Source organism: Lentzea sp. NPDC004789 (assembly GCF_053601075.1).
The window spans coordinates 528,808-550,191 of record NZ_JBSGBE010000002.1 but is presented as its reverse complement, the minus strand read 5'-3'; the positions used below and the strand labels follow the sequence as shown (position 1 = coordinate 550,191).

The window sequence follows — 21,384 nt, the reverse complement described above, 5'->3', positions numbered from 1 at the left end:
CTCTAGGCCCGCATGACTGTGGCGATCGGGATCCGCGCCGCCCGGATCGCCGGGATGAGCCCGCCGAGCACACCGGCGACCAGACCCGCGATCACGCCCGCGACCCCTGCCTCCCACGGGAAGGTGGTGCCCTGCAACGACGGGAAGCGGTGGCCGAACAACATCAGCGCGACCTGCAGGCCCGCCGCGCCCGCGCCGATCGCGAGCGCCGCGGTCAGCAGGCCCGTCAGCAACGTCTCGGCGAGCACGATGCCGGCCAGCAGCATCCTCGACATGCCCACCGCGCGGCGCAGCGCGAACTCCTCGACGCGTTCGCCGACCGTGGCGAGACCGACGTTGAGGATGCCCGCGACACCGATCAGCAGCACCAGGAACGCCATGCCGAGGAAGATCAGCCGCATGATCTTCAGCTCGGACTGCATGCGCTCCTTGGAGTTCACCCGCTGGAAGTGCAGCTGGTTCTGGTCGATCCCGGCGCCGACCAGCTTGGCCTTCAGCAGGTGCTGCAGGTCGTCGGAGCCCGGCTGCAGGTAGACCTCGAGTCCGGTGCCCCCGCCGCGGAACCTGTTCAGTTCGTTGGTCTGCGGCGCCGCGGGCATCCACGTGCGCAGCTCGTCGAGGCGCAGGTAGACCTTCGGCTGGATGTCGCCGTCCTGCACCACGCCGACGATCTGCGGCGTCACGTGGTGGGTGGCGCCGTCGATCATCATCTCGCCGGGGACGCGGTACTGGCGCAGGCCCTTGGCGGCCTCCTCGTTCAGCACGATCCGCGGCGCGAGCGACGGGGCGGAGGTGAAGTCGAGCCAGCCGCCGGAGACCGGGCGGAACGGCTTGAACGGCCGGACGTCGCCGGTCAGCGCGACCATGCTGACCTCGATCGCCTGGCCGTCCGGCTTCTTCTCCTGCGGCTTCTGCTCCTGGCACACGCCGTTCGAGTCGCAGATCATCTGCGGGCCGGAGTAGTAGTCGCCGCCGCGGTTGGCGTACTCGAACGGCATGCCGCCCTCGTTGATCGGCCGCACGCCCGGCTCGCCGATGACCGCCTTCGAGCTGATCATCGCGACCGCGTCGGCCCGGCCCTTCAGCGTGGCCTCGACGATGCCCGGCGCGCCCTTCTCGCCGGGGATGTAGCCCGTGATCGTGCCGTCCTTGCCCGCCTGGAGCTCGACGTCGGTGAGCATCGCGCGTTCGGCGATCTCCGACCCCGCCTGCACGGCCACGACCGCGAGCACACCGAGGAACAGCGAGACCATCGACAGGAACGTGCGCAGCTTGCGGGCGCGGATGCCCTGTCCGCCGATCACCAGGGCGGACCGCAGCTTGCCGGAGAACATCAGTTGAACCGCCCGTCGCGCAGCTCCAGCACGCGGCCCATCTTGCGCGCGTGGTCGTGGTCGTGCGTGACCAGCACGAGGCCGCAGCCCTGCCTGGTCGTGTTCAGCAGCACCTCGACGACGAGGTTGCCGGTCTCGGTGTCGAGCGCGCCCGTGGGCTCGTCGGCGAGGATCACGCGCGGCTGCCGGACGAGCGCGCGGGCGATCGCCACGCGCTGCTGCTCACCGCCGGAAAGCCTGGCGGGCTTGGACTTCGCGAGGTGCGCGATACCGACCTGCTCCAGCGCCTCCATCACCTGCTGCCTGCGCTTGCGCCGCGACGACCAGCCCTGGCCGTTGACCAGGGCCATCGCCACGTTCTGCGCGGCGGTGAGGTGCTTGAGCAGGAAGAAGCGCTGGAACACGAACCCGAACTCCGCGCTGCGCAAGGCCGCGGCCCTGCGCTCGGGCAGCTTCGTGATGTCGTTGCCGTGCAGGAGGTACTGGCCTTCGTCGGCCCGGTCGAACAGCCCGATCAACGACAGCAGCGTCGACTTGCCGGAACCGGACCGGCCGAGGATCGCCACGCTCTGTCCAGGATGGACGGTGAGGTCCACACCGGACAGGATGGTGCGCGGTTCCTCCTGGCCCTTCAGAACCTTCGTGATGCCGTTGAGCTGCAGCAGCGGCGCCTGCGCCTGGGGGACGGTCATCACGGTCCCGTCGGCTTGGACTGGTCGCCGCCCTGCTGCGCCTCCGGCAGGTTCGGCCCCGGCACGGCGAGCTCCTCGTCCCCGGTGAGACCCGACTTGACCTCGACGACCTTGCCGTCGGTGAGGCCCAGCACCACGTCGGTGGTCTTGCGCGAGCCGTCCGGGGAGAGCACGTCGACCTTGCCCTTGCCCTGCTGCCCGGCGACCGCCTCGACCGGAACCACCAGCGCCTGCGCGGACTTGCCGGTGGTGACCTCGATCGACGCGCTCGCGCCGTTGATCATCTGCACGTCCGCGGGCGCGGTGCACACGATCCGCAGGCCGGTCGAGGAGCTGGGCTGCTGCGGCTGCTCCGGCGTCTTGGGCTGCTGCTGGCCGGCCGGCGGGGTCTTGGTGTCCGGCGTGACCGGCGGCTTCTCCGGGATGGTGCCCTGCGGCAGCGCGGCGATCGTGCCGAGCACCGTGCACGGGAACGGGCCGGGACCGTTCTTGATCTGCACCGTCACGTCGGTGAGCGCGCCGCTGATCTTGTACGCCTGCGCACCGTCGATGTCGCCGACGATCGCGTAGCCGACGTGCTTGCCCGACGCGATCGGCATGCCCGCCGTGACGGTGGCCTTGTCGTCGACGAGCCGGCCGCCGAACGTGGCACCGGCCGGGACCTCGACGTAGTTCGGCGTCCCGTCCTTCCACACCGTCGCGACCCTGGTCGGCTTGGTCGGCGTGCCGTTCGGTGCGGGGACGTCGAAGTAGCGCACCTGGCCCGCGACCGGCGCGACGAGCCCGAAGGTCGGGTTCATCTCGACCTTGCCCGAGATGCTCAGCTTGGTGGTCAGGTCCTGCCTGGTCGGCTTCACCTTGGTCATCGTCGTGCCGCGCGGTGCCAGCTCCGGGTTGGCCTGGTCCGGACCTGACGGACTGCACGCCGCCACGGCGACCGTGACCAGCGCGCACAGCGGCGCGAGAAGAATATTGCGCACGAATGTCCCCCATGTCGTTTTGACCAACCTACCGATAAGGACACCGCACGCGCCGAGGAGGTTGCATCGGACTTTCGGCCGATCCGGCATCGACCTGGTGGTCACGGGTATCCGGGGTGTTGACCGGAAGGAGATGACCTGTGAATGCGCTTGCCGTGGTGACCGGTGCTTCCAGCGGAATAGGTCACGAACTCGCGAAAGTGCTCGCGGACAACGGCTTCGATCTGGTGGTCGCGGCGGAGGACGAACGGATCGACGAGACGGCCGCGCAGATCGCGTTGCGGTGCGAGGGAGTGAGCGTCGATCCGGTGCGCACCGACCTCTCGACGTACGAGGGCGTCGAGGCGCTGGTCGCCGCCGTGCGGGCGGACGGACGCCCGGTGGACGTGCTCGCGGTGAACGCGGGCGTCGGCGTCGGCGGCGACTTCGTGCGCGACACCTCGCTCGACGACAACCTGGAGATCGTGGACCTCAACGTCCGCTCCTCCGTGCACCTCACGCACCGGCTGCTCACCGACATGGTGGACCGCAAGCAGGGCAGGGTGCTCTTCACCTCGTCCATCGCCGCGACCGCGCCCGGCCCGTTCCACTCGGTCTACGCGGCCTCCAAGGCGTTCCTCGCGTCGTTCGGGCAGAGCCTGCGCGAAGAGCTGCGGGACACGGGCGTCACCGTGACGACCCTGATGCCGGGGCCGACGGACACGGAGTTCTTCGAGCGCGCGGGCATGCAGGACACCAAGGTCGCGACGGGCACCAAGGACGACCCGGCGCAGGTCGCGAAGCAGGGCTTCGAGGCGTTGATGAAGGGCGACGACCACGTGGTCGCGGGCTCGCTGAAGAACAAGGTCCAGGCGGTCGCCGGGAAGGTCGCGCCGGACCCGGTGAAGGCGAAGATGATGCGGTCGATGACCGAACCCGGTTCGGCCGAGTCCTGACGGGTACTCGCGCCCCATGAGCCAACCGAACCCCATCCAGATCCAGAAGAGTCTCTCCGGCGTGGACTACCCGGTGTCCAGGCAACAGCTGCTGGACAAGGCCCGCGACAACGGTGCCGGCGACGACGTCATGGCGGCGCTGGAGAAGCTGCCCGACCGCGAGTACAACGGCCCGAACGCCGTGAGCGAGGAGGTTTCCCGGGCGTGAGCCGTTCCAACGGAAGTGCCCAGATCCGCGGCTACCTCTTCGCACTCGGCAGCTACGCGGTGCTCGCGGGTGCCGTCTCGGTGGCCGGGCGCCTCACCGGCGTCCGGCTGCCGGAGCGGTTCTCGCTCGCCGACACCGCGCTCGTGGGCGTCGCGACGCACAAGGCGAGCCGGTTGCTCACCAAGGAGGCGGTGACGCGCCCGCTGCGGGCACCGTTCACCGTCTACGAGGAACCGGCGGGGCACGCGGAGCTCAAGGAGTCCGTGCGGTCGGACGAACCCGCGAAGCACGCGATCGGGGAGCTGCTGACCTGCCCGTTCTGCGCGGGCGTGTGGATCGCGAGCGGGCTCACCGCGGGGCTGGTGTTCGCGCCGCGGCTCACCCGGCTGGTGTCCACGGCGCTCAGCGCGGTGGCGGCGTCCGACGTGCTGAACCTGGTGTACGACAAGCTGAAGTCATGACGCGTGGCGGCCGCGCCGGCTGCCCTCGTAGGCCTGTTCCCGCAGTGCCGCGAGCCAGCTCGGCGCGAGCTCCATGTCCGGTGGCCGGTTGAGCACCGGGTCGAACGCGACCGGTGCCGCCGTCCGGTCCGCGGGATGCAACGTCACAGTGGCGACCTGGCGCCACTCGGCGTCCTTTCCGGACACGTGGAGCGTGAACCGCGCCGGTGGCTCGCCGCCGTCGGGAACGGCCATGAACCACAGCAGCTCACCGCGGTACCGGTAGGGCGCGAGCGTGCCGAGCCGGGCGTCGCGCCAGTGGCGCACGAACTTCGGCAGCAGCCGCGTCTGCCGGCCGGTGCCTGTGCTCGACAGCAGCAGGTCCCAGTCACCGGACTCGGTGGGCACGCGCAGCGCGATGCCGAGCACGTCCGGCTTTCCCGGCCCGGTACCGGCCCCCTTGGACAGGCGCACGGTCACGGTGGCCGTCGCGGGGAAAGGTGGGGTACCGGTCAGCTCCCCGGTCGTCTGGACGCCGCGCGGATGCAGCGCGCGAGCGTGCCTGGCCTTGGCGAGCAGGTGGAACACCGTCGTCAGCACCTCCCGCGAGTACCCGTGGAAAACGCCGGAAAACGCGGTGTTTCAAGGTCTTCTGGCGGGGGACTCTGCCTCCATGAGGCTGCTCAGGGCACCGGGCGTGTACACGCCTCAGGACGACACGGCCCTTCTCGTCGAGGCCATGCACGCCGCGGCGATCCCGGCCGGTGCACGCGTGCTGGACATCGGCACCGGCACGGGCGCGCTCGCGATCGCGGCGATCCGGGCCGGTGCGGCCGAGGTGACCGGGGTGGACGTGTCCCGGCGTGCGGTGTGGACCGCGCGGGTCAACGCGGCCCTGCGACGGTTGCCGTTGCGGGTGCGGCTCGGCAACGCGCTGGAGGTCGTCGGGGACGAGCGCTTCGACCTGGTGCTCGCCAACCCGCCGTACGTGCCGGCCGCCGGTCCCTGTGCGGCGAGCGGGCCGGCGCGGGCGTGGGACGCGGGGCTGGACGGACGTCAGTTGCTCGACCCGTTGTGCGCCAGGATGATCGACCTGCTGGTGCCGGGCGGCGTGCTGCTGATGGTCCACTCCGCACTGTGCGGAGTGAACACCTCGTTGCGGCAGCTGCGGGACAACGGCCTGAAGGCGTCGGTCGTGCACCGGCGCCTGGTGCCGTTCGGGCCGGTCATGAACGGCCGGATCGGCTTCCTGGAACGGCACGGGCTGATCGAGCCGGGCCAGCGACACGAGGAACTGGTGGTGATCCGCGGTGATCAGCCGGAACGCATCCAGCACCGCACGCAGGGTGACGGTGGTGCCGAACGGCCCGGTGCTCGTTGAGGGGCCGGTCGAGCTCGTCACCGACGACGGCGTGACGCACACCAGCGACCGGTTCGTGGTCGCGGTGTGCGCGTGCCGCCGCAGCAAGCGCTACCCGTTCTGCGACACCAGTCACCGCAAACGCGTGCGCAGCGACGACTGCCCCGAGCGCCAGGACGACAGCAGGTGATCGGCCAGGCGTGCCTCCAGCAGCTCGGTGGCCTGGATGCCGAACACCACGTCCGCCCGCAGTTCGGGTTCCCGCTCCAGCAGTGAACCGATGACGTCGCGCCGCATGATCTGCTCGTGCACGGCGTCGGCCTCGATGTGCTCGGTGAAGAACTCGACGCACCGGGGGTCGGCGTCCAGGCGGGTCAGCGCCTGCGTCATCCGCTGGGCGCTCGGCGCCGTGGTGATCTCCGCGGCGGCGAAGTGGCCGACCAGCGCGCCGCGCAGCGACCGGTGCAGGCCGAACAACGACATCATGTTGACGATCGCGATGGCCGGTGCCGGCACGTCGTCGAGGTAGTGCAGGTAGTCCGGGGACATCCCGGCGCCTTCGAGCAGGTCCGCGTACAGCCGGGAGTGCATCCGGTCGGCCCGGCCGCCGCCGAACTCGTCGAACTCCACCGCGACCAGCGCCGCCTTCGCCCGGCCGCGCAGCCGCGGGATCACCCACGCGTGCGGATCCGCCTCCTTGTGGTGGTACACCGAGCGATGCGCGAAGTACTCGCGCATCTCGTCCCAGGTCCCGTTGTCCCGCAGGTGATGCGAGACACCGTTGCCGGGCACGTGCTCGACCAGCAGCTCGTCCAGCGCCGCGGTCAGGTCGTCGCCGCCGTCCACATCGGACCGCAGGGCGGCGAGGAACGCGATCTCGGCCTGGGCGCGGAACTTCAGCAGCTCCGGGTCCCACTCCCACGCCGGGTGCACGCCGTCGAAGCCTTGGTAGTGCAGCTCGTAGAGCAGGTGCAGGGCGAGGGTGAGGTCCTCGCCGTACGGGTCGGCGTCGATGAACGGGACCGGCCGTCCGTCCGGATCGCCGCTCAGCGTGGCGACGACGGTCTCGGACAGCGGTCCGCGGGGTGCGGGAAGCTTCACCACGCTCTCATACCCGCCGGTCGACGAGGTCATGCACCAGGGCGAGCTCGCCGCGGTCCGCCAGCGCCGGCGTGACGTGCTCCAGCAGCCGTTCGAGCAACGCCGTGGCGGGCACCCGGCACGCGCGCCACGGGTCGACCCCGGGACCGTCCAGGCCGTACCGCGAGGCCGCCCAGACGGCCGCCGCGCACACGTCGTCGCGCACCGGCGGTGATTCGTCGCCCAGGCACGCCGTGTGGACGAGAGCGCGGGACAGGGCGGCCTGCAGCATCGCGTCCTCCACGGTGGCCGCCGCGTCCGCCACCCGGAACTCCACGGTCGGCAGCTTCGGCGACAGGCGGGCGAGCCAGAACGACTGGGCGCGGTCCACCAGCGTGCCGCAGGCGACCATGCGCGCGACGTGGGCGTCGTAGTCGTCGGCGTCGAGGAAGACCGGCGGCACTCCGGAACCGGGGAAACGCGACTGCTCGACCATGCGCCAGCTCGCGTAACCGTGGTCCGGCGAGTTGGCCGACAGCGCGAGCAACGTGGGCAGCCACGGCCGCACGTGGCCGAGCACCCGGACGCCGGTGTCGCGGTCCGGAACACCCACGTGGACATGGCATCCGCATGCCTCGTAGTGCTCCACCACGCCCGCGTACGTGTCGAGAACGCGGTGGAACCGGGGATGGTCGCGCGACACGATCGGCCGCGGCGACGGTTTCACCGGCGTGCCGCGGGAGATCAGGCCCAGCCCGACCTCCTCCGCCGCCTTGGCGAGCGTGGTGCGGGCCTGCCGGAGCGCGTCGCCGAGGTCGGCGACCGACTCGCACGGACCGGTCGCCGCCTCCACCTGCGTGGCCGCGAGCTCGGCGTGGAACTTGGTCAGGCCGGTGTCGCCGACCCGCGCCAGCACGGCGTCCGCCCGCACCGCGGTACGTCCGGACGCCGTGTCGACGAGCAGGAACTCCTCTTCCACGCCAACGGTGTCAGCGCACTGCGGCACGCCGGCCAAGTGCGACTCCCAGTCCGATCATGCCGAGCCCGAGGACGAAGTGCAGCCAGTCGTCCGCGCTGTTGAGCGGCACGAAGTTGGCGTCGCTCATCTTGTCGATCACCAGTCCGTACAGCCACAGCACGAGGTAGATCGCACCGCCGCCGATCAGGAACGCCCGCGCGCCCGCCGCCGTGCGCGAGGCCAGGAAGCCCACTACGCCGAACAGCAGGTGCACGATGTTGTGCAGGATCGACACCATGAAGATCCCGAGCAGCATCGCACCGGACTGGTGACCCGCGAACGTCATCCGGTCGTAGTCGGTGGTGATGCCTGGGATGAAGCCGAGCACGCCTACCAGGGCGAACACGGCCGCGACGACGAGCGCGGCCTGCTGTACCCGCGTGCGGGTGGTGACGTCGACCATCGAACTCACCTCAAGAGTTTGGTCCTGAACGCGGTCGATCGACGGCTACCCGGCAGGGATGGGGGCAAACGCCCCGAAAGCCCTGTGAACGTCAGCGGCTCAGCGTCGCCGCGTACGCCGACAGGGACTCCCGGTCGGGCTGACCCGTCTTCGCGATCAGCGAGGCCACGTGCTTTTCCACCGTGCGGGGCGAGATGTGCAGGCGGGTGCCGATGGCCTTGTTGCCCATCCGGTCGGCGAGCAGCACGAACACCTCGAACTCCCGGACCGTCACGCCGTGCCCGCGCAGCTGTTTGGGCACCTGGTCGGTACCGGTGCGGCGTTGCTGCACCGGTGCGCCCGCCTGCCGCAGCAGTCCCCGGCACGCCGACGCCACCGCGGTGATCCCGGCCTGGTGGAAGTGCTCCTCGGCGGCGCGCAGCCACGTCACCGGATCACCCCACGCCCGCGCTTCCGGCGCGACCAGCCGCAGCCCGAGGTGCCGGGCCATCGGGTAGAGGGCCGCGGCCTCCTGTGCGCGGTCGAACGCCTGCCGCGCCTCGGCGTGCCTGCCGTCGCGGCCGAGCAGGACGGCGTGGGCGAGGTCGGCGAACTGGCGGTTCCAGCGCATGCCGGCGGCGCTGGACTTGGTCAGCACCTCGTAGTCGGACCAGCCGAAGCGGCCGTCCAGCACGGCCAGCAGCACCCGCAGGCCGTGTGCGCCGGAGAGGTGGAACGTCGTGGGGTTCTGCGACTCCTTCGCCTCCGCGACGTCGAGCTCCCGCGTGGCCAGCGCGCGGTCTTCTTCCAGCAGGGCGCAGAACGCGCGGGCGAGTCCGTAGCACAGCGGGATCTCCTGGGCGCCGCCCTTCGCGACCGCCTCGAACTCGCTGACGGCGTCGTCGGTCTCCTGCCGGTTGCCGCGGTGCGCGGCGAGTGCCGCCTTCACCATCAGCAGGTAGCGGGTGAGCGCGTGCAGCTGCAGCCGTGCGGTGGCCTGCAGGCAGGTGGCGACCTGCTGCTCGGCCTGCGCGTAGGCACCGGTCAGGACGTGTTGCAGGGCCAGGATGGCGTCGACGTTGTACGCCACCGTGATCGCGCCCGCCCGGTACGCCTCCTCGTGCGCGCGGTCCAGCGCGGCGGTGCTGCCGGACGCGAGCCAGTCGTTGCCCGCCAGGCGGACCAGCGCGTAGATGTGCTGGATCGGCATCTGGTGCGCGTCGGCGAGCGCGCGTGCCCTGCCGAAGCACCGGTTGGCCTCGTCGAGGTCCTGCTCGCGGGCGATGATCCCGAGCAGCTGCCACGCCTCGCAGGCGACCGCCGGGAGCTCCGCCCGTGCCGCCGCGTCCGCCGCCTGCCTCGCGAGGCTCGCCGCGGACTCGATCCGGTCGGCGCTCGGGGTGTTCAGCGCGAGGTACGCGGAGTTGACGTCCAGCTGCGCGGTCAGCCGGTCGGGCGCGTCGGGGCCGAGCAGCGCGCGGGCGACGCGCACCTGCTCCACGCCGTCGGTGAACCGGCCGGCCAGGTGGGCGACGCGGGCGAGTCGCGTGTGGAGCTTGGCCCGTCGCCACGTGTCCAGGCCGGTGAGGTCGGCGATCTCCTGCTCCAGCCGGAAAGCCCGTTCGAACTCGCCGGTCTCCGCGAGCGCCGGGAGCAGGGTGTCGAGGACGTCGGCGCGCGCGTCGCCGGTGAGCAGCTGCTGGGCGCGGTCGAGCAACGTGACCGCGGAGCCCGCCGCACCGTTGCCCAGCGCCCGCCGTCCCGCCTCGGCGAACAGCTCTCCCGCTCGGGCGGGACAGCCGCCGTCGAGCCGGAGCTTCGCGACGAGCGGGCACCAGTCGCCGGCCAGGCCGGGGTTCAGGTCCTCGATCGCGTCGGCCGTGCGCAGGGAGAGCTCCGCACGTTCGTTCGGCGTGAGCTGGGCGAGCAACGCATCCGCGGTCAGGGGGTGGCGGAACGCGTACCAGTCCGGGGCGGGCTCGTCCGGTGTCACGAGCTGCGCGGCCACGCCCGCGTGCAGGTGGCTGAGCAGCTGGCGGTCGTCGGTGCCGGTCACCCGTTGCACCACGGAGAGCGGGAACCGGTGGCCCAGCACCGCCGCGATGGACAGCACCTCACGGCCCTGCGGTCCCAGCCGGTCGGTCCGGTGCGCGACGCTGCGGGCGAACGCGGCCGGCACCGGGAGCTTGAACTCGCCCAGCACCTGCCAGCCCTGCGCGCCCGCGACCAGCAGGCCGCTGCTCACCATGCCGTGCAGCAGTTCCTCGACGACGAACGGGTTGCCGGCGCTGTCCGTCCACAAGCGACCCGACAGCTCGGCCGGGATCTGCTCGGTCTCCAGGCAGGCCGCGGTCATCCGCTCGACCTCCGGCCGGGTCAGCCGGCGCAGCTCCAGCTGGGTGGCCGCGCCGCGCTGGACGATCCGGTGGACCAGCTCCAGCGCGTTGCCCGGCTCGGTGCGGATCGTGGCGAGCAGCAGGACCGGCTGGTCCTCCAGGTTGTCCGCCAGGTACTCGACGACCGCGAGCGTCTCGGCGTCGGCGTCGTGCAGGTCCTCCAGGACCAGCAGGCACGGCGTCCTGCGCGCGACGCTCGCCAGCAGCCGCAGCACCGCCTCCGCGAGCACCACGACGGACTCGGTCGTGGACTGGTGGTCGTGCCACTCCGGGATCAGCGTGCCCAGCACGGGTTTGTACGGGCCGAGCGCCGAGTCGTCCGGCGGGTCGCCGCGGAACAGGGCGAGCAGCGCCTCGGCGATCGGCCGGAACGGCACCATCGGGCCGATCGTCGTGCCGCGGCCCTTGAGCACCCGGACGCCCTGGTCGTACGCGTTGCCCGCCGCGTACCGGGCCAGCCGGGACTTGCCGATGCCGGCCTCACCGGTCAGGAAGATCGCGCCGCCGCGGCCCTCACGTGTTCGCCCGAGTGCCCCCGTGAGGGCCGCGACCTCTCGGTCGCGGCCGACCACTTGGGGCGCTCGGGTCTGCATGGCAGGACCTTAACGGCCGGGCACGGCCGGTCGGATCGGCTGCTCAGGCGTATTCACCGTCGGAAGTCCGACCAATTCCGGCCGATCAGGAGAGGATCTTCCCGCGATCAACGAGGCCCGGACCTCAGACCACGCTGACGGTCGTCTCCGACATCGCCGGAGTGATGGCGACCACGGCTCCCACCGCGAGGGTCAGCCCGGCCAGCGCCCGTGCTCTCGCACCGGCCCTCGACCGCGGGGTGAGCTCCATCTCCCCGATCACGTGCTCGACCTGCTCGACCTGCTCGGGCAGGGCGGCCGGGCGGTGCAGGGACTCGTTCATCAGACGCACTCCTCAGGTGTTCGGTGTGGGGTCGAGCAGCAGGACCGATGGCACCGGGAAGCCCCGGCGCAGCAGACCGTGGCCGATGCCGGCCAGACCCGTGAGCAGGCCGGGCGACGGCACGCCGCCCGGCGTGGCGCAGCGGGCGCCGTGTTCGTCGAGTGCTCCCAGCAGCTGTGCCGTGCGACGGCTCGCGGCCGCCGGGTGCTGCGCCGACAGCGCTTCGACGACGCCCAGTTCGCCGTGGCACAGACTCATGTCCCGCAACGGTTCCCGGGCGGCCAGGGCCTCGCTCAGCCGGTCGTCGGCACGGGCCAGGACCGCGCCGGCCAGACCGGAGCACCAGCCGGTGTCGGTCGGGTCGAGCGCGTCGTTCTCCAGGAACGCCAGTCCTGCCACATCTGATGACTCGTCACGAACCGTGGCCGCGTAACGCCGCAGAGCCCATCCGATTCCCGCATGGCCGCGGGCGAATCCATTAGCCGAACAAATCGCACCACGTAGGACGGTCGCGTAGTGGTCGGCGAGCGCGAGAGATTCAGGTGTGCGCACGGCGAGCATGGCGGCGAGCGACCCGGCGACGCCGTCCACGACGTTGAACGACGTGTCCTCCAACGGCATCAACGACACCGCCGCCGACAGCAGGCCGGGGTCCAGGCCGAGCAACGGGGTCAGGCGCGCCAGGCCGTAGCAGATGCCGCCCAGGCCGTGGACTCCGCCGCCGACCGCCGCGACCAGCTCGGGTGACTCGGCGAACGCCGACAGCAACGACGGCAGCGGGCGGACGGCGTCCCGCGCGAAGTCGACGTACCGGGCGGCACCGGTCAGCGCGCCCAGCTCGGCCAGGAACAGCGCCACACCCGTGTAGCCGTTGGACAGACCGGCGCCGAGCGGCTGCACCGCCCAGTGCCGGTCGTCGACGAGCTCCAGGCCCAGCCAGTTGACCCGGTCCGGGCCGGTCACGGCGTGCGCGAGGATCTGGTCCGCGATCCCGCACGCGGCCACCAGCAGCCGGGCCGGATCCGGGTCCACCGCGGCGACGTGACCGGGCAGCGGCGCGCCCGAGCGGTGCGAGACGGGCCGCGGCCGCGACGCGAGCGCCGCCGCGATCACCCACTGCTGGTCGTGCCGGTCGACCTCGCTCATCGCCGCGATCTTGCGTTCGACCGCCTGCAGCCCGGGCTCCGGCAGCATCCCCGGCAGCCGGAGCCCGGACGTGGTCCACAGGTCGCGCGACCCCGGCCGGCAGGTGAACAGCGGCACGTCACCGCGCCACAGGTCGGCGACCTCGAACGGCACCAGCCGGTCGAGCAACGGGTCGTCGACGACCAGCACCCCGAACGCCAGATCGCGGTCCATCGCGTCGACGAGCACTGACGGATGCGTCGACTCGTCCAGCAACAAGGCGTACTGACGCGTCGCACGTGCCACGAACCGCACGTCGTCGTCGGCGCACGCACGGACCAGGCGCAGCAGCTCATCCCGGTGCGCCACGATCGCGTCGTAGCCCGCGCGGAACCCGGCCAGCAACGAGTCCTGGTAGTCGGCGGGCTCGGCCGGTTCGGTGCCCAGCAACGGCCGGTTGAACGCGCCCGACGACTCGCGCGGCCGCCGGACCAGCCGCATCCGGTCCGTGCCCGCGTCGGCCCAGTGCACGACGTTCAACGGCGACAGCACGCCTTGGTCGCCGCCGACCCCGGACACGTCCAGGACGCCGTTGTCGCCCAACAGCACGTGGGGGAGCAGGGCGGTGCGGTGCACGGACCGCGCCAGCGCGTGCGCCGCCGGGTCGTCCGACGAGCCGGGCGTCGGGTGGAACAACGTCTCCACGTCCACCAGCACCGGCTGGTCCCCGGCCGCGATCAGGTTCTCGTAGTGCATGTCCGTGCCGTCGACCGCGTAGAGCAGCGCCAGCAACGCCCCGAGCCGCCGGTAGAACTCGGCCACCCCGGCCACGCCCGCGCACGGCTCGTGGCGCACGAACTCCAGCCACCCGTACCCGTCCCGCACCACCAGCCGCGGCGTCCGGAAGCTGATTCCGGTTCGCGTGGAAAGCCAGTCCAGCTGGGCGACGAAGTGCACGTGCAACCCGACCGGCCGCGGCCGGTACACCAGCCGTTCGCCGGAGGAGAAGGTCAGCACCGCGACCGTGCGGCCCTGCTGGTGCGGATCCCCGCGCCCGGTCTCGATGGAGGTCAGCGCGCCGGGGTCCAGCCCGCCGAAGATCGTCCGCACGATCTCCGCGCGGTCGCGGGTGAACCGCGACGACAGCTCGTGATGCGCGGAAACGGCCTGCTCGCAGGCCTGGGCGAGCAGCCGCGCCAGCACCGGGTAGCGCGCGAACAACGCCTCCAGGTCGAGCGTCCGGGTGAAGTTCGTGAACCGCTCGGCCCCGGTGTCACCGGCCAGCGTGCCGCGCGCGTTGTGCAGCTCCAGCACCAGCGTCCTGGCCGCGATGGCGACCAGCCGGCGGCCGAGCTGCTCGGCGAACGCGGCGTCGAACGGCGGCGCGACCTCGAGGCGGGCGGCGTCGATCAGCGGGCGCAGGGCGTGGGCGAACGCCGCCGTCCAGCTCTCACCGGTGGTCGTCTCGGCCGCGGAGGTCACGCCGGACAACCTCGCACGCGCGCCCGTGCGAGCACATGGGGGTGAGGCCCCCAGATTTGTGCTGAACGTGAATATGGGGGATCGCCCCCCATGTTCCGCCGCTCTCGCGGCCCGAGACTCCTCAGCAGAGGAGGGAACGAGCATGAAGGAGTTCGGGGAACTACCGCGCACGGCCTCGATGCCGTCGCTGCCCCATCTGCCTGAGGTTCGGGGCATGAGGGTGCCGCCGCGCCGGCCCGAGATGGTCTCGCCACGTCACCTGGGCGGGATCCACGCGCGGAAGGAGGCCGCGGCATGAGGGAGTTCGGCGAGCTGCTGCGCCGGCACCGCATCCGCGTCGGCCTCACCCAGCAACAACTGGCCGACTTCGCGATGGTGAGCGTGCGCGCCATCCGCGACCTGGAGTGCGGCCGGACGAGGTCACCGCGCGCCGAGACGGTGCGGCTGCTCGCGGACGGGCTGCGGCTGGACGACGACAGCCGCGCGAACCTGCAGGAGGCCGGGGGACGGCCCGCCGGGCCGGTGTCGGTGCCGCCGCCCGCCCCGTCGGCGGCGATCGTGGGCCGGGAGAACGAGGCCGCGGCGCTGGTCGACCTGTTCGTCGACGGACGGCGGCTGGTCACGGTCACCGGGGTCAGCGGGGTGGGCAAGACGCGGCTCGCGCTGGAGGTGGCGGGGGAGCTGCACTTCCGGCTCGGCTGGTCGGTGGCGTGGCTGCCGTCCTCGCGCACACCGGCGGTGGACGACAACCAGGACACCGTCCTCGTCACCGACCACAGCCCCGACACGCGGCTGCTGGAGGCGCATCCGCGGTTGCGGATCATCGTCACCTCGCTGGCCCCGACCAGAACGCCCGGCGAGCACGTGTTCCCGTTGGCACCGCTGGAGGACGAGGCCGCGGTGCGGTTGCTCGTCACGCACGTGCGCCGGGTGCGGCCGGGGTTCCGGCAGGAGGCCGCGAACCAGGCGGCGCTGATGGGGCTGGTGCGGGAGCTCGACGGGCTGCCGTCGGCGCTGGAGTTCGCCGCGGGGTGGTTCATGGTCTACTCGCCGCAGCACCTGCTGGAACGGCTGCGGACCAACCCGCTCGACCCGACGTCGGCGCACCTGCGCGACTCGCTGCGACTGTCACTGTCCACCTTGGACGGTGAGGAGCGCGACGCGCTGGTGCGCATGGCGGAGAGGGGTTACGTGGACAACGAACACGTCGCGCGCGCCTTGAGCGTGCGCGGACTGATCCGGCGCGCCGGACCCCGATACGAGGTGCTCAACCTCGTGCGTGCGGCGGTGCTGGAACCGGTGTCAGGGCCACACCTGACTGGGGGTGTGGCCCTGACCTGGCCCTGCTAGAGATCAGAACTGTGCCAAATCAGAACTGGGCCGTGAGGCAGGCGAGGCGGTCACCGGCGGTGCCCGCCTTGCCGTGCTCGGTGCTGGTGTGCGCGGCGTGGACGACCACGGCGTTCGCCTCGCCCTTGCGGAACTCCCACTTCACCGTCGCCGTGCCGGTCGCGGCACCGGCCGCGTCGGTGGTGAAGTCGAGCCAGATCTCGTTCTGCGTGTTGGCGTACTTGGGGTCGACGCTCGGCGTGACCGGGTCCTTCTCGTTCTGGTAGTGCGGGCCGGAGTCGGCGGGCTTGGCACCGCACGGCTTGGTGTGCACGTGCGAGCCGTACTTGGTGTTCGGCAGCAGGCCGGACACCTTCAGCTCGACCGTCGTCTGTCCATTCGCGACGGACGAACCGGCGGACAGCTTGGCGCCCAGCGGAATTCGCTGCACGTCGTAGGTGACGCCCTTCGGCTGCTCGCCGGACGCGGCGGGCGCCGCCAGCGCGGTCTCGGCCACCGGCCTGATCGCGGGGGACGGGGTCTCGCTCGAACAGGCGGCCAGGCCACCGGTGAGCAGCACGGCACCTGCGAGGGTGGCCACGGTCGTGCGCATGATTCTCCTTGAGTCAACTGCGTTCCTGGTTCCCACCCCCTGCACGTCCGTCGCCGGGTGAGTGGTTCAGATCAATTGAGACGAGGTCGCGGAACGCCTGCCGGTACGCGGCGCAGTGGTGGTAGCCGCTGTGAGTCTCCACTTTGTCCGGTGAGCCGTCCGTCTCGTTCGCGCGGCGGTCGACGGAGTTGGGCGCCCAGCCGTGCACCGGGAAGCCGAGGTAGTCGGTGCGCCGCCACAGGTTGATCCAGTTGTCTCCGAGCAGCACCGCCAGGCCGCCGTCCGGTGTCGCGCCGGGCTGCCGCTGCCACGGGTCGAGCGTGAACATCGCGCCCGCGCGCACGTCGGGCGTGCCGAGCACGGCGGGGCCGAGCAGCTCGGGGAAGATCCGTCCGAAGTACGGTCGCAGCTGCACGCCGTAGGTCAGCAGCTGCACCCGGCGCAGGTATCCCTTCGGCAACGCGTACAGCGCCGCCACGGCCAGCACGGCGCCCAGGCTGTGCGCCGACAGCACCACCCGGTTGTCCTCCGCCTCGTCCAGGAACTCGCGGGTGCGGTCGGCGATCTCCGGCACCGCGCGTTCCGCGTAGCACGGCGGCGCGAACGGGTGCGCGGTGCGCGGCAGGAAGCACATCAGGTCCCACACCAGCCCGAGCGGACGGCGGTTGGTGAGCATCCCGGCGCCGACGAACGACCCGATCACCGCGACCCCGGCGAGCCCGGTGACCCAGTCCCCCTTGCCCACCACCCACGTCACGCCCCACCAGCGGCTCCACGACGGCGTGGCGAACGTGAGGTAGCAGGTGAGGGCCAGGGCCAGCACGCTCAGCGTGGACAGCACGCCGGCGAAGTCCTCGGCCCGGTGCGTCACCGCGACCACGTGCCGCACGCGCATCACGAGCACCTCGGCGTCGTCGTCCAGCGCGACGGGTTTCGCCAGCCGCGACAACAACATCACGGCCTGCGCGAGCACCAGCAGCACCAGCGGGACCAGCGCCGTCGCGAAGGCCGCGCTGAACCACGGGTAGAACGACGGCGCGCGCAGCCCGGTCCCGACCCAGCCGCGGAACGTCAGCACCAGCACCGTCGACAGCGTCACCGACGAGGCCAGCGACAACCCCAGCAGCACACCGGGCCCGGCGCCGCGCCAGGCCTGCCACTCGTCACCGGCACGCGGCCGGGCCCGCCACGCGAGCACCCCGCCGAAGACCGCGGCACCGATCCACGCGAGCGGAAACCAGTGCGCGGCAACCATGAACGCCGCGAACAGCACCAGCAGGAGCAAGGGTCCCTTGGCGTCGTCGCGCCGCCACGACCACGCCGCGAGCACCGACCCGAGCAACGTCACGGTGACCACCGGCGGACCCCACGACGTCAGCCACAGCGGCCCGTCGAACGACGGCTCGATCGCGTACAGGCCGAACCCGTGCGCCACCAGCACGAGCATCGACGAGATCATCAGCAGCCACGACCACAGGCCGCCCTTCTCGGTCGACGGCACGTCCGGGCAGTCCGCCGTGGTCACCACGACGCGCCCCGTCACCACCGCCAGCAGCGCGCCCGCGAGCACGGTGAGCACCAGGAAGAACACGTGCTGCGACTGCTGGACGCCGGTCGCCAGCACCACCACGCAGCACCCGGCCGCGAGGTGCAGCCGGGTGAGGCGGCGGATCCGCGGGCTGCCCTCCCACATCGACGACCGGCTGAGCAGCACGCCCTCCCGCCGCAGCGGCGCGCGGCGGATCGTCGTCATCTCGTAGCGGCTGCGGGACAACGAGGTCAGCGCCATCAGCCCCAGCAACAGCAGCACCGGCACCGCGGACGCGGCGAGCACCCGCACGTGCCGCGGGGGATCGCCGAGCAGGTCCAGGAAGTCCGGCAGCCGCCTGCACACCGCGCCCGGCAACGTGCACTGGATCGCGTAGAGGTCGATCGACACCTCGCACACCGCCAGCACCAGCAGCACGGTGAGCCCGAGCCCGAACAACCGCGTGCTGGCCGCGCCGCGCCCGGCGTTCCACCACACCATCCGCTTCGCCGCCGGTGCCGAGTCGTCGGGGAGCCTGCGCGACCAGTAGGCGACGTTCGCGAGCCCGAACGGCAGCAGCAACGCCCATCCGATGCGCCCCAGCACGTTCGCGAGCACCGACGGCACCCCGCTGCCCGGCACACCGGGGCTGCTGCGGGCCATGCCGCCCCACGAGTAGGCCTCGCGCCGCACGTCCGGCGGTACCTGCCCGGGGTGATCCGGCGGCAGCTCGGCGAGCTTGTCCGGCAACGGCTGCCAGAAGCTGCCGAACCGGTCGCCCCGGAACTGCTCCACCGCGGGTTCGGGGAGGGCCAGCATCGCGTACGGGGGCGTGTTGTTGACCCCGTGGATGCGCAGTTCCAAGGCCTTCTGGCTCATCGCGGCCTCCCTTTACTCCAGTTGTCGTCCCCGAAACTGCTCCGGTTAGCGGCCGAACGGGTGAAAAGGGTGTATCCAGCCGCCCTGGAAAGCCTCTACTGGGCAAGGAGGCCCCACCATGACCACAACCGCTCACCCGAACGCCGCGAACTCCGTCGGACTCGCCGAGTTCCTCGCCACCGCGGGCACGCTCACCCTGGCGCAGCGCAAGCTCCTCGTCGACCAGGCGCTGGTCCTGCTGGAGCAGAACTACGCGCACCTGCCGCTCAAAGTCGCCATGCACGCGGTGAACCCCGTGCAAAGACTCAGGGTCCTACGCGCGAGACTCGAACGACAGACCGACGCCACGGCCGAACCCGAGTGGCAGTTCCACCGCGAGCTGTCGGGCACCTTCCTCTCGGTGCGCGACCTGCACACGAACTACCTGCTGCCCGCCCCGTTCGCCGGCAAGATCGCCTTCCTGCCGTTCCAGCTGGAGCGCTGCTTCGCCGAGGACGGCGCCGAGCAGTACCTCGTCTCGCGCACGGTCGCGGACTTCGCCGGCCTCACCGTCGGCGCCGAGGTCACGCACTGGAACGGCATGCCGATCGCCCGCGCCGTCGCGGTCAACGGCGCGAACTTCGCGGGCAGCAACACCGCCGCGAACCTCGCCCGCGGCCTGGAGTCGCTCACGTTGCGCCCCTTGGTGATCCAGCTCCCGCCGGACGAGGACTGGGTCGTCGTCACCTACCGCGCCGAGCGCGGTGCCACGACCCAGGAGGTCAGGGTCGACTGGCAGGTGACCGACAACCTGCCGCCGATGACCGACGCCGACGCGCTGTCGCCGGCCGCCGCCGCGCAGGGCGTGGACCTGGACTCCGACGAGAAGGCACGCGCCAAGAAGTTGTTGCACGCGCCCAAGGTCGTGGCCGCCGAGGCCACCGGCGAGGCGGTCGCGATGAGCATCACCGACATCCCGACGACGATGCCCGGCGTGTTCCGGGCGCGTCCGGTCGTCACGCCGTCCGGCACGTTCGGGCACCTGCGGATCTTCTCGTTCAGCGTCGACGACCCGGACGCGTTCCTGAAGGAGTTCGTGCGGCTGGCGGCTTTGCTGCCGCAGAACGGGCTCATCGTCGACGTGCGCGACAACGGCGGCGGGCACATCTTCGCCTCGGAGTTCCTGCTGCAGACGATGACCCCGCGCCACATCGACCCGGAACCCGTGCAGTTCCTGAGCACGCCGCTGAACCTGCGGATCTGCCGCCGCCACGCGGACGACCCGACCGGCCGGATCGACCTCGGCCCGTGGTTCCCGTCGCTGGACAGCTCGACCGAGACCGGCCAGGCGTTCTCCTGCGCGCACACCATCACGCCGGTCGACGGCGCGAACGCCGTGGGCCAGACCTACCACGGCCCGGTCCTGCTGATCACCGACGCGCGCGTCTACTCCGCCACCGACATCTTCGCCGCGGGCTGGGCCGACCACGAGCTGGGCCCGATCCTCGGCGTGGACGACAACACCGGTGCCGGCGGCGCGAACGTGTGGACGCACGGGCTGCTCATGCAGCTGATGCAGATCCCGGCGCCGGGCGATCCCGAGTCGCCGTACCGGCCGTTGCCCAACAAGGCGAACATGCGCGTGTCGATCCGCCGCACGTTGCGCGTCGGCAAGCTTTCCGGCACGCCGGTGGAAGATCTGGGCGTGCGGCCGACGCACCAGCACCAGCTGACGCGCGCGGATCTGTTGGAGGGCAACGTGGATCTGCTCGCCCGCGCGGGCGAGCTGCTCGCGGCGCTGCCGGTGCGGCGCCTCGGCGTGGCGGTCGCCGGGACGACCGTCTCACTGGACACCGTGAACCTCGACCGGGTGGACATCTACGTCGACGGCCGCCCCGCCACCTCGCTTGACGTGACCGACGGCGCGCACACCGCGACGTTGAGCGCCACTGGCGGCGAGGTGCGCGTCGAGGGGTTCGCGGACGGACAGCTGGTGGCCGCGCGCAAGGTCGCCAGCTGACAGAGCGGGCGCTTTCGGTGATTCCAGCACCGAAAGCGCCCGCTCGTTTTCCCGCTACTTCTTGGTGAAGGTGAAGGCGCGGTCCTCGGCCAGCTGCGCGAGCTGCTTCTCGGTGCCCTGCGTCCAGCTCTGGACCCAGACGACCTCACCGTTCGGGCGCCAGTTCCGCGCCGCCACGATGCCCCACTGGTCGAGCTTCTCGAACACGGTCACGCCACCGCGGTGGTCGCTGACGATGGCGGTGCACGTGGAGGTCTCGCAGAACTCCTTGGGCGACGCCTTGAGGAAGCCCGGTGCGTTGACCTGCGTGAACGTGTTGACCTTCTGGCCGTTGTAGGTGAAGGTCACCCAGTTGCCCATGTACTGCATGTCGTCGAACACGCCCTCGGCCTCGCCGCCCCAGTTGCCGGGCGCGACGTCCTTCGCACCGCGGAAGGCGCGCGGGAACGCCTTCTTCTGGTGCGCGGAGAACTCGTCGGCCTGCTTCTGCAGCTCCGCCTTGGTCTTGTGGACCGGCTGGACGTCCTTCGGCGGCCACGTGAAGTCCGTGGATGCCGATGCGGAGCTCGCGAATCCGAGGAGTGCGAGGCCCGCAAGGGCAGCCGTCATCACGTTGCGCATGCGCATTTGATCCCCCTGGTGAGTAACAACCTCTCACCCCCAGAGACGCCGCATGATCACCGGAGGTT

At 71.5% G+C, this 21,384-nt stretch carries 20 protein-coding genes; 7 read left to right on the top strand and 13 right to left on the bottom strand.

The features are described 5' to 3' along the window. Nucleotides 1–2: 2 nt before the first annotated feature. The 3 genes from ACWEIJ_RS06715 to ACWEIJ_RS06705 are packed head-to-tail and all read right to left on the bottom strand — an operon-like array spanning nucleotide 3 to nucleotide 3,006. Nucleotides 3–1,334 carry an ABC transporter permease gene (locus ACWEIJ_RS06715; protein ID WP_449836178.1) on the bottom strand — a complete coding sequence of 444 codons (1,332 nt, stop codon included), beginning with the start codon at nucleotides 1,332–1,334 and terminating at the stop codon, nucleotides 3–5. After that, complete coding sequence (locus ACWEIJ_RS06710) at nucleotides 1,334–2,026, bottom strand: ABC transporter ATP-binding protein (protein ID WP_449836177.1); 693 nt, start codon at nucleotides 2,024–2,026, stop codon at nucleotides 1,334–1,336. The genes ACWEIJ_RS06715 and ACWEIJ_RS06710 overlap by 1 nt, the downstream gene beginning before the upstream one ends. Next, nucleotides 2,026–3,006, bottom strand: coding sequence for an efflux RND transporter periplasmic adaptor subunit (locus tag ACWEIJ_RS06705; RefSeq protein ID WP_449836176.1), 981 nt, complete (start codon nucleotides 3,004–3,006; stop codon nucleotides 2,026–2,028). Before ACWEIJ_RS06705 ends, ACWEIJ_RS06710 begins: the two co-directional genes overlap by 1 nt. 140 nt (nucleotides 3,007–3,146) lie before the next feature. Here ACWEIJ_RS06705 and ACWEIJ_RS06700 point away from each other — a divergent pair, with 140 nt between their 5' ends. The 3 genes from ACWEIJ_RS06700 to ACWEIJ_RS06690 are packed head-to-tail and all read left to right on the top strand — an operon-like array spanning nucleotide 3,147 to nucleotide 4,610. Continuing rightward, entirely contained in the window at nucleotides 3,147–3,941 is a 795-nt protein-coding gene (locus tag ACWEIJ_RS06700; protein ID WP_449836175.1) for an SDR family NAD(P)-dependent oxidoreductase, read from the top strand. Nucleotides 3,942–3,957: 16 nt separating this feature from the next. Continuing rightward, the gene (locus ACWEIJ_RS06695; protein ID WP_449836174.1) at nucleotides 3,958–4,149 is read left to right on the top strand and encodes a DUF2795 domain-containing protein; all 192 of its coding nucleotides are present in this window, start codon (nucleotides 3,958–3,960) and stop codon (nucleotides 4,147–4,149) included. After that, nucleotides 4,146–4,610 (top strand): DUF1360 domain-containing protein, encoded by a 465-nt coding sequence (locus ACWEIJ_RS06690; RefSeq protein WP_449836173.1) that lies wholly within the window; start codon nucleotides 4,146–4,148, stop codon nucleotides 4,608–4,610. Before ACWEIJ_RS06695 ends, ACWEIJ_RS06690 begins: the two co-directional genes overlap by 4 nt. Here the strand turns inward: ACWEIJ_RS06690 and ACWEIJ_RS06685 are convergent. Continuing rightward, nucleotides 4,605–5,189, bottom strand: a complete 585-nt coding sequence (locus ACWEIJ_RS06685; protein WP_449836172.1) for a hypothetical protein — start codon at nucleotides 5,187–5,189, stop codon at nucleotides 4,605–4,607. The genes ACWEIJ_RS06690 and ACWEIJ_RS06685 overlap by 6 nt on opposite strands. 73 nt (nucleotides 5,190–5,262) lie before the next feature. Here ACWEIJ_RS06685 and ACWEIJ_RS06680 point away from each other — a divergent pair, with 73 nt between their 5' ends. Further along, nucleotides 5,263–5,970, top strand: coding sequence for a HemK2/MTQ2 family protein methyltransferase (locus tag ACWEIJ_RS06680; RefSeq protein ID WP_449836171.1), 708 nt, complete (start codon nucleotides 5,263–5,265; stop codon nucleotides 5,968–5,970). Further along, nucleotides 5,903–6,139, top strand: coding sequence for a CDGSH iron-sulfur domain-containing protein (locus tag ACWEIJ_RS06675; RefSeq protein WP_449836357.1), 237 nt, complete (start codon nucleotides 5,903–5,905; stop codon nucleotides 6,137–6,139). Before ACWEIJ_RS06680 ends, ACWEIJ_RS06675 begins: the two co-directional genes overlap by 68 nt. On the opposite strand, the gene ACWEIJ_RS06670 is transcribed toward ACWEIJ_RS06675, so the two are convergent. The 6 genes from ACWEIJ_RS06670 to ACWEIJ_RS06645 all read right to left on the bottom strand — a co-directional run bounded on the left by ACWEIJ_RS06670 (nucleotide 6,082) and on the right by ACWEIJ_RS06645 (nucleotide 14,347). Beyond that, a complete protein-coding gene (locus tag ACWEIJ_RS06670) occupies nucleotides 6,082–7,083 on the bottom strand; it encodes an iron-containing redox enzyme family protein (protein WP_449836170.1) in 1,002 nt (333 codons plus the stop codon). The two genes, ACWEIJ_RS06675 and ACWEIJ_RS06670, sit on opposite strands and share 58 nt — an antisense overlap. After that, nucleotides 7,058–8,008, bottom strand: coding sequence for a carboxylate-amine ligase (locus tag ACWEIJ_RS06665; RefSeq protein WP_449836169.1), 951 nt, complete (start codon nucleotides 8,006–8,008; stop codon nucleotides 7,058–7,060). The genes ACWEIJ_RS06670 and ACWEIJ_RS06665 overlap by 26 nt, the downstream gene beginning before the upstream one ends. 10 nt (nucleotides 8,009–8,018) lie before the next feature. After that, nucleotides 8,019–8,450 carry a DUF4383 domain-containing protein gene (locus ACWEIJ_RS06660; RefSeq protein WP_355450702.1) on the bottom strand — a complete coding sequence of 144 codons (432 nt, stop codon included), beginning with the start codon at nucleotides 8,448–8,450 and terminating at the stop codon, nucleotides 8,019–8,021. A gap of 91 nt (nucleotides 8,451–8,541) precedes the next feature. Next, the gene (locus tag ACWEIJ_RS06655; RefSeq protein WP_449836168.1) at nucleotides 8,542–11,418 is read right to left on the bottom strand and encodes a helix-turn-helix transcriptional regulator; all 2,877 of its coding nucleotides are present in this window, start codon (nucleotides 11,416–11,418) and stop codon (nucleotides 8,542–8,544) included. A gap of 124 nt (nucleotides 11,419–11,542) precedes the next feature. Further along, entirely contained in the window at nucleotides 11,543–11,740 is a 198-nt protein-coding gene (locus ACWEIJ_RS06650) for a hypothetical protein (RefSeq protein ID WP_449836167.1), read from the bottom strand. Nucleotides 11,741–11,752: 12 nt separating this feature from the next. After that, complete coding sequence (locus ACWEIJ_RS06645; RefSeq protein WP_449836166.1) at nucleotides 11,753–14,347, bottom strand: type 2 lanthipeptide synthetase LanM family protein; 2,595 nt, start codon at nucleotides 14,345–14,347, stop codon at nucleotides 11,753–11,755. Nucleotides 14,348–14,641: 294 nt separating this feature from the next. On the opposite strand from ACWEIJ_RS06645, the gene ACWEIJ_RS06640 reads away from it, so the two are divergent. Next, nucleotides 14,642–15,697 (top strand): helix-turn-helix domain-containing protein, encoded by a 1,056-nt coding sequence (locus ACWEIJ_RS06640; protein WP_449836165.1) that lies wholly within the window; start codon nucleotides 14,642–14,644, stop codon nucleotides 15,695–15,697. A 19-nt stretch (nucleotides 15,698–15,716) separates the two neighbouring features. Here ACWEIJ_RS06640 and ACWEIJ_RS06635 read toward each other — a convergent pair whose 3' ends face one another. Both ACWEIJ_RS06635 and ACWEIJ_RS06630 read right to left on the bottom strand, forming a co-directional pair. Beyond that, complete coding sequence (locus tag ACWEIJ_RS06635; RefSeq protein ID WP_449836164.1) at nucleotides 15,717–16,289, bottom strand: superoxide dismutase family protein; 573 nt, start codon at nucleotides 16,287–16,289, stop codon at nucleotides 15,717–15,719. 13 nt (nucleotides 16,290–16,302) lie between these two features. Beyond that, on the bottom strand, nucleotides 16,303–18,696 hold the full coding sequence (locus ACWEIJ_RS06630; RefSeq protein WP_449836163.1) for a hypothetical protein: 2,394 nt from the start codon (nucleotides 18,694–18,696) through the stop codon (nucleotides 16,303–16,305). A gap of 118 nt (nucleotides 18,697–18,814) precedes the next feature. On the opposite strand from ACWEIJ_RS06630, the gene ACWEIJ_RS06625 reads away from it, so the two are divergent. After that, complete coding sequence (locus ACWEIJ_RS06625; RefSeq protein ID WP_449836162.1) at nucleotides 18,815–20,695, top strand: S41 family peptidase; 1,881 nt, start codon at nucleotides 18,815–18,817, stop codon at nucleotides 20,693–20,695. A gap of 54 nt (nucleotides 20,696–20,749) precedes the next feature. Here ACWEIJ_RS06625 and ACWEIJ_RS06620 read toward each other — a convergent pair whose 3' ends face one another. Further along, nucleotides 20,750–21,322 (bottom strand): hypothetical protein, encoded by a 573-nt coding sequence (locus tag ACWEIJ_RS06620; RefSeq protein WP_449836161.1) that lies wholly within the window; start codon nucleotides 21,320–21,322, stop codon nucleotides 20,750–20,752. Nucleotides 21,323–21,384 lie beyond the last annotated feature (62 nt).

What these genes read in the sequence shown, in the direction of transcription:
- ACWEIJ_RS06660 (WP_355450702.1), bottom strand. Translation starts at nt 8,450, where the DNA reads ATGGTCGACGTCACCACCCGCACGCGGGTACAGCAGGCCGCGCTCGTC.
- ACWEIJ_RS06650 (WP_449836167.1), bottom strand. Translation starts at nt 11,740, where the DNA reads ATGAACGAGTCCCTGCACCGCCCGGCCGCCCTGCCCGAGCAGGTCGAG.
- ACWEIJ_RS06695 (WP_449836174.1), top strand. Translation starts at nt 3,958, where the DNA reads ATGAGCCAACCGAACCCCATCCAGATCCAGAAGAGTCTCTCCGGCGTG.
- ACWEIJ_RS06655 (WP_449836168.1), bottom strand. Translation starts at nt 11,418, where the DNA reads ATGCAGACCCGAGCGCCCCAAGTGGTCGGCCGCGACCGAGAGGTCGCG.
- ACWEIJ_RS06715 (WP_449836178.1), bottom strand. Translation starts at nt 1,334, where the DNA reads ATGTTCTCCGGCAAGCTGCGGTCCGCCCTGGTGATCGGCGGACAGGGC.
- ACWEIJ_RS06625 (WP_449836162.1), top strand. Translation starts at nt 18,815, where the DNA reads ATGACCACAACCGCTCACCCGAACGCCGCGAACTCCGTCGGACTCGCC.
- ACWEIJ_RS06640 (WP_449836165.1), top strand. Translation starts at nt 14,642, where the DNA reads ATGAGGGAGTTCGGCGAGCTGCTGCGCCGGCACCGCATCCGCGTCGGC.
- ACWEIJ_RS06620 (WP_449836161.1), bottom strand. Translation starts at nt 21,322, where the DNA reads ATGCGCATGCGCAACGTGATGACGGCTGCCCTTGCGGGCCTCGCACTC.
- ACWEIJ_RS06670 (WP_449836170.1), bottom strand. Translation starts at nt 7,083, where the DNA reads ATGACCTCGTCGACCGGCGGGTATGAGAGCGTGGTGAAGCTTCCCGCA.
- ACWEIJ_RS06680 (WP_449836171.1), top strand. Translation starts at nt 5,263, where the DNA reads ATGAGGCTGCTCAGGGCACCGGGCGTGTACACGCCTCAGGACGACACG.
- ACWEIJ_RS06710 (WP_449836177.1), bottom strand. Translation starts at nt 2,026, where the DNA reads ATGACCGTCCCCCAGGCGCAGGCGCCGCTGCTGCAGCTCAACGGCATC.
- ACWEIJ_RS06635 (WP_449836164.1), bottom strand. Translation starts at nt 16,289, where the DNA reads ATGCGCACGACCGTGGCCACCCTCGCAGGTGCCGTGCTGCTCACCGGT.
- ACWEIJ_RS06630 (WP_449836163.1), bottom strand. Translation starts at nt 18,696, where the DNA reads ATGAGCCAGAAGGCCTTGGAACTGCGCATCCACGGGGTCAACAACACG.